Genomic DNA, 4,352 nt, shown 5'->3' with positions numbered 1-4,352 from the left:
TCGCCGCGCACAACAACGACCCCAAACCATTCGTATGGACCGCCACCGCCGAAGACATCCTCGCCAAAGTCGCCCGCGGGCGCGTCGCGCTCCAAGCGGTCAACCAATGACGAGACAGACCACTAGTGGGCGGATGCCGCCCCATCAACGTGAGCGCCCTGCTTGGCAACGACTGGCAGATCGAGCATCACTCACGAGTGCATCGTTTGGGACTTGTCATCGATGTCGTCATCGCAACTCCGAGCACATACCGGCGGTGACGCGGACCGAACGACATGCTGCACGCAGACGACTTTTCGCGGCCCCGCCGGACACATCCGATGAAACAGCCCAAGCAACAAGCTAGATCACTGGGATGGAGGCGGACCTACACCCGACGATGACCTCCAAGCGGGCAAGGAGATGGCGTCGGCCATCATGGCGCTGCTGGTGTGGAACTGTGGAACTCCAGCCAACAGTAGGCCCGGAGCGCATCAATGGCGGTAGTCCGGCTGGCATGTTCCGACTCTCAGGCCAAGCCAAGTTCCTTCAACAACGCCCACTCCGCCTCGAACGGCCTTTTTCGCTTTCGTCGAACCGGCTTCCCGTCTGCGGGCTTATTAGTACTGCCCACCGTCTCTTGTATCCGCACGTAGCGCCTGATCGGCGCATCCATCGGCTGGCCGGATCGGCACCGTCGATAATGCGTCGTGCACCAGCCGGACGTGTGTGCCCGCCGGGTGCAATCATCTTGTTTGCAGCGCATAGCTTTTCCCTTCTTTCAAGGCCATCGGGTGCCTGGGGTATACCCCCGCCTGGGGTTTGACGGGACACTCACGCAACAGTCAGGTCCGCTCTCTCCGGCAAAAATTGGTCCGAGCAATGCAAAATGCGAATTGACCGAACCCCATGATCGCGAATGCTCCGTCGAGAACCGCGACGTGCCCAGGCGGCATCCCGTCCCGCACGGAGCGTTACCCGGAAACGCGCAACCCTTATGCCGTCGTTACTCAGGAACGCCACGACGTGCGCTCATGCCGCCTCAGGGGCCTCATACGCTCGGACTGCCCTAGTGGCGCGGCCATTGCCACACCTGAGCGTCGCTCTTGCTAGTCGCACAGTCGGCTTGGTGGTTCCGAAAACTTTACGAAGCTTCGCCACGTCGGCGGCTAGCTGGACAGGATCGTCCTCGCGCTTCTGGCGGATTGGCGTCACCTGGCCATGCTGGAACTGGAATCGCAATTCGTCGCCATCTTGGACGAGTTCGAAAGTGCCGATGACTGGCTTCGAGTCGTGGGATGGTGGGCATTCCTTGCGCACGCCGCCATGGCGATCCTTGTGCAGCTCCAGTTTTGCCGTGCCGCCTTCGCCTGGCCGAAACGCCTGCTGTGCGGTTACGCGGACGGCCAATCCGCCTACGGCGCGTGTTTTGGCCATGGTGCCGGTAGGACCTTGGGCACGCGAGTCAGCGTTCTTCGCGAGGTGATCTACGACTAGCACCGCTGCGCCGTGACGCGCTAAGGGCTTAATCACGTCGGTGTGCACCATCGTGAAGTCGTCAGCGTTATTGGAGTTGTACCGGAACAGGGGCAACACTTCACCGAGTGAATCGATAGTGACCACGTCGGGTTGAAACTCCGTCAGGTTCTGTACGACCTCTTTGAGGTCGACTGCATCGGCTGGCTCGGCGAGACGGAATCGACTGGTATCCGTGAGTAGGTCTTCCTCAATGCCGAACTGCAGCAAGCGGTTGACGATGCTGTGTGCCCCGTTGTGGTCCAGATCGATGATTGCTGCCCTACCGCCCTCATTTAAGACCGAGACCACTGCAGCCATGCATAGCCAGGTTTTCCCCGATTCGGTGTCGCCGAAGATCAGGTTGAACTCGCCTGAGTAGAACAGGGAGAAGTCTTCGGAGAACGGCAGAATGCCCGGCTCTGGTGGTGTTATGCCGCCATGCAGAATGGCAGCCACGTCGACGTAGAGTGCCATGGCTGTTACCGCCCCTCTACGTGGGTGGGGGTTGCGGCCGTCGGTAACACACGTACCTGCGGCTTCGTGAGCGGTCCGCAGAGTGTTACCGCCCAGAGCTGGATACCGTCAGGTGTCATGCGGAGACACCGCCGCGCTGAGTCGCGGACTTCTGCTGGGCGATCCACGCGTCGAGGTCGGCGAGGTCGTAATAGCAGCGGCGACCAAGTCGGTAGCTTTGCGGTCCGGTGCCCGCATATCTCCAGTAGCGGAGCGTGTCTTCAGACACGCCGCCGAGGTACTGGGCAGCGTCTCTAGTCCCTAACCGTCCAGGGGATGGGGTCACGAGAGTGTTCCTTTCGTCCGTCCTGCGTCGCAGGAAAAATCACGGAGCTACCTCCCTCTCTCAAAGTGATGGTGCGCACTGTGGCACAAGGCGTTTCGCGTTGGCGTGTGGTTGCCGCAGCTTGCTGAATTTGTTGCTGCTGCAAGTATGGCACGACCCGGTCGGCCGAAACCGGAAACTTTTCACGGACTCTCCACGCGGATTTACTGCGGTACTGTCTGTATGTGACTACGAGGCATCAGCGGGCTGGCATCGATGATCGCTGGCACAAGCGCGTCAAAGGCCCCGACGGCGAAACCCGTAAGGAACGCTCAGCCGTGTACGGCACGGTCACTCGGTGGCGTGTCCGCTGGGTCGATGACGCGGGACGGGAGCATACGAAAGTATTCCACCGCAAGCCAGACGCGCAGGTATATGTCGATGGCCTAACGGCAGATGTTCAGCGCGGCGAGTATGTCGACCCGCGCAAGAGCACCGCGACGTTCCGGTCAGTGGCTGAGACCTGGATGTCGACGAAGAATCACCGCAAGCCGAAGACACTCGCCGGATACCGGTCACTACTGGATACCATCGTTTTGCCCAAATGGGGCGACGTACCACTGAAAAGCATTAGTTACGAGTCATATTCGGCATGGCTAAGCGGACTCGCGATAGATGGGTCGCAGAAGGGCACGGGGTTATCGGCGAGCCGGATCACCCAGGCCCACCAGCTCGTTGGTGCGGTGCTCAAGTACGCAATGCGGACCGGCAAGATCGCCAAGAATGTTGCGCAAGAGATCAAGCGGACCGAAGACCTACCACAGCCGACCGAACGTGAAAGGCGCTATCTGTCTCACGGTGAGCTGTTGAAGCTCGCGAGGGCGTCAGGCCGATTTGAGACTCTGACCCTTGTTCTCGGATACTGCGGATTGCGCTTCGGCGAGGCCGCTGCACTCCGTCGTCGGCATGTGGGGGATAGGGAGTTGACCATTAGGGCGTCCGCGACTCATGTCACCGGTAAGGGCATCGTGGAATCGACAACCAAGACGAGACGCGCCCGGCAAGTTCCTGTGCCAGGTCCGGTGTGGGATCGCCTGAAGGATGAGTTACCCGACGACACCGACGCGTTGGTATTCCCTCGGCAGCGTGGCGGGCTACTGCCCATTGAGGAGTACCGGCGTGCATTCAACAAGGCGTGCGCCGAGGTTGGCATCGTGGGACTGGTTCCACACGGCCTGCGGCACACCACGGCATCTCTGGCGATAAGCGCGGGCGCTAATGTCAAGGTCGTGCAACGGATGCTTGGCCACGCGACCGCAGCCATGACCCTGGATCTGTACGGCCATCTACTGGACGATGACCTGTCTGGGGTCGCTGAAGCGTTGGGCAAAGCCATCGACAGCATTGCGGTATCACTGCGGTATTCAGAGCCTGATTCTAAGAGTCGGAGACCATATCCGCAGCTAGTTAGCACCAGGGGCGGTAGCTCAGTTGGTTAGAGCCGCGGACTCATAATCCGTTGGTCGCGGGTTCGAGCCCCGCCCGCCCCACCTTAAATAGTGAGCCCCACCTTAAATAGCCAGCTCAAAGAGCTTTCTCGTTCGAGCCGACTACGCGGAGACCGGGTAATCGTCCGCAGATCGTCCGCAGCAGAATCGAAAGCGTCCGCAACGGCGTCCAGATCATCGGGGAACAGGTGCCCGTAGCGGTCCAGCGTCAACGTCGCCGTCTTGTGCCCGAGCAGTCGTTGCACCACCTTGACGTTGGCCCCGGCGCTGATCGCCAGCGAGGCGCAGGTGTGCCGCAGGTCGTGCTTGTGCCGATGTCGGCACAACCACGATTATGCCGACCTGCGCGTTATGCCGACCTCGGCGTGGAAGTCCTTGCAGACCGGGGTGATCGGCGTGTCTGGGTTGGCATAACGGCGCCGGTTCTGACCATCCTCTCCTTCTTGTTCCCGGGAGAAGGAGGCAATCATGGCCAGGCCAGCGAGCAGGGTGAGCAGAGTTTTGATGACGGGGCCGCTAGCTCCGTTTGCAGTCGTGTATGGGCTGGAGCTGAAGAAACGCGGCTATAC

The 4,352-nt window shown here is 60.6% G+C and carries 3 protein-coding genes, 1 tRNA gene and 1 pseudogene; 2 read left to right on the top strand and 3 right to left on the bottom strand.

The features are described 5' to 3' along the window. Window positions 1–1,011: 1,011 nt before the first annotated feature. Together ACLP9N_RS03450 and ACLP9N_RS03445 are read right to left on the bottom strand one after the other, a co-directional pair. Window positions 1,012–1,971, bottom strand: a complete 960-nt coding sequence (locus tag ACLP9N_RS03450) for an AAA family ATPase (RefSeq protein WP_442406082.1) — start codon at window positions 1,969–1,971, stop codon at window positions 1,012–1,014. Window positions 1,972–2,086: 115 nt separating this feature from the next. Continuing rightward, window positions 2,087–2,296, bottom strand: coding sequence for a helix-turn-helix transcriptional regulator (locus ACLP9N_RS03445; RefSeq protein ID WP_442406081.1), 210 nt, complete (start codon window positions 2,294–2,296; stop codon window positions 2,087–2,089). A 224-nt stretch (window positions 2,297–2,520) separates the two neighbouring features. On the opposite strand from ACLP9N_RS03445, the gene ACLP9N_RS03440 reads away from it, so the two are divergent. Beyond that, window positions 2,521–3,774: a tyrosine-type recombinase/integrase gene (locus tag ACLP9N_RS03440; RefSeq protein ID WP_442406080.1), complete on the top strand. Its 1,254-nt coding sequence runs from the start codon at window positions 2,521–2,523 to the stop codon at window positions 3,772–3,774. Continuing rightward, a tRNA-Ile gene (locus ACLP9N_RS03435) sits at window positions 3,752–3,825 on the top strand. The genes ACLP9N_RS03440 and ACLP9N_RS03435 overlap by 23 nt, the downstream gene beginning before the upstream one ends. Before the next feature lie 2 nt (window positions 3,826–3,827). Here ACLP9N_RS03435 and ACLP9N_RS03430 read toward each other — a convergent pair. Next, window positions 3,828–4,088, bottom strand: a pseudogene (locus ACLP9N_RS03430) (tyrosine-type recombinase/integrase); the annotation flags it as partial. Window positions 4,089–4,352 lie beyond the last annotated feature (264 nt).

It is taken from the genome of Mycobacterium sp. (genome assembly GCF_052144515.1).
In the GTDB taxonomy this organism is placed as follows: domain Bacteria; phylum Actinomycetota; class Actinomycetes; order Mycobacteriales; family Mycobacteriaceae; genus Mycobacterium.
This window is presented reverse-complemented; position numbering and strand designations above follow the sequence as displayed.